This window comes from Mesorhizobium sp. P2_F8, assembly GCF_056403655.1.
Window position 1 is genome coordinate 1 of record NZ_JBFUFB010000089.1, and the last position, 1,729, is coordinate 1,729.

Annotated in this window: 2 protein-coding genes and 1 pseudogene; 2 read left to right on the top strand and 1 reads right to left on the bottom strand. The window is 61.4% G+C overall.

Going from position 1 to position 1,729, the window contains the following annotated elements; all coding sequences use genetic code 11:
- Positions 1–1,021, bottom strand: a pseudogene (locus tag AC1DZP_RS36055) (tyrosine-type recombinase/integrase); the annotation flags it as partial.
- A gap of 34 nt (positions 1,022–1,055) precedes the next feature.
- Here AC1DZP_RS36055 and AC1DZP_RS36060 point away from each other — a divergent pair.
- Together AC1DZP_RS36060 and AC1DZP_RS36065 are read left to right on the top strand one after the other, a co-directional pair.
- Positions 1,056–1,445 (top strand): MbcA/ParS/Xre antitoxin family protein, encoded by a 390-nt coding sequence (locus AC1DZP_RS36060; RefSeq protein ID WP_411908802.1) that lies wholly within the window; start codon positions 1,056–1,058, stop codon positions 1,443–1,445.
- Positions 1,442–1,729: RES family NAD+ phosphorylase (locus AC1DZP_RS36065; protein WP_477309106.1), on the top strand; the 288-nt coding region annotated here is incomplete at its 3' end. The genes AC1DZP_RS36060 and AC1DZP_RS36065, both read left to right, overlap by 4 nt.

Consider the following 1,729-nt stretch of genomic DNA (forward strand, 5'->3'; position numbering starts at 1 on the left):
GTCGAAAACGGTCACGCCCTCCCTGATACTTGCGTGTCATCTCGGCAGAGGCGTGGCCAAGCTGCTTCTGCACATAGCGTTCACCAACCTCGGCGGAGGACGCGAGGCCTGCGCGCAGCGAATGGCCAGAAAACTTTTGGCCGGCTCGGCCTCGGAAAGATCCCCGCGCACGCCGGCGGCCAAGGCCGCGCGTTTGACCAGCCGCGCCACCTCCTGACCGTTCAGCTGCTCGGCTCCCACCACTTTGCCCTGACCGGTGACGCAGCGGAAGAGGGGACCACCCGCAATACGGGCCAGCTTCAGCCAGGTCTGCAGGGCGACGACCGGGCAGGTGACGTCGGACGAGCCGCGACCAATTTCGACCTCGCGCTAGCCGGTCTTGCCCCGCAACGTAACCAGCACGCCCTTGTCTGGAAAGAATTCAACCCAGCGGCGACCGTCGTCGGTTTGATCGCGCGCAACATCGAGGCCGACGATTTCGGATCGGCGCAAGCCACCGGCGAAGCCCAAAAGCAACATGACGCGGTCGCGCAGACCGCGCAGGTGCCGCGGTCAAGCGTTTCCAGCATGGGGAGAAGAACGTCGCGCAGGATGGCTTCCTTTGATGGGGAGGGGAGGCGTGTTTGTTACGGATGCCGGCGAGCACGGTGGCGATATGCCGGTCCTTCCGGTCGAACGGTCGAGCGCGTAGCGTATAGTGCCAAGTCAGCGACGATAGGCAGCACTCGATGGTCGACGCCGACTTGTGTCCCTTGCCGATCCCGAGGCTTGGGCCGTGATGTAGAGGCCGACGATCTGTGGGTCTGGCGGCTGCGGATCAAACGGCTGACGCCGGCACCGGGCTCAAAAAATGCTTCCAGTTGGCGGCATAGGCGCGACGGGTGTTTGCCGAACTCGCTGCTTCGACATAAGCGCGCGCACGGTCAGCTTGATCCGCGTGCGTGCTAGGGCGGTGGCAGCAGCTTAAATGGTTCGGTCCTGGGCTTGAAAGGTGCCGAGAACTGCCATATCTTTTGCACAAGAAATATGACTCTCAATATGGTAGGATGAATTCTGTGGCCCATGCACTCAAGATCCCCGAGCAGAATGGACCTCTCATCTTGTCCTATATGGACCGGAACGGGAAGATTGCGATCGAGCAGGTCGCGGACGGTTTTGGCATGTCCAAGGGCCAGTTGGCCCAGACCGCCGGTCTTGCTCGCGAGACCCTTTATCGCTCAGAGCGCAGCGCTACGGTTAAGACACAGGGGCGTCTGCGGGAAATGCTTGAGATCATCAGTCGCGTGACGGATTGGGCGGGCGGCAAGGAGCAGGCGATGGCTTGGTATCGAGCTCAGCCGCTTCCAGCATTTGGCGGACGCACTGCTGAAGCGCTGGTGAAGGAAGGCAAGGCCGCTGCGGTCCGTGATTATCTCGATCACATGGCCGTTGGTGGTTTCGCTTGAGGTTCGTTGGAACCTGCTACCGGGCACACGATCCACGTTGGGCATTCAAGCCGACTTCCGGCGAAGGGGCGGCGATCAGAGGTGCGCGATTTAATCCCAAAGGCGTGCCGGCGCTCTATTTGGCGCTGACCATCATGACAGCGGTCAAGGAAGCCAACCAGGGGTTCGCGCACCGGATCGATCCTTGCGTGCTGTGTTCCTATGAGATCGACTGCGATGACATCGTGGATCTGACAACGGACGAGGCGAGGGGAGAATTTTCTATCGCGCTCGAGGACATGGCC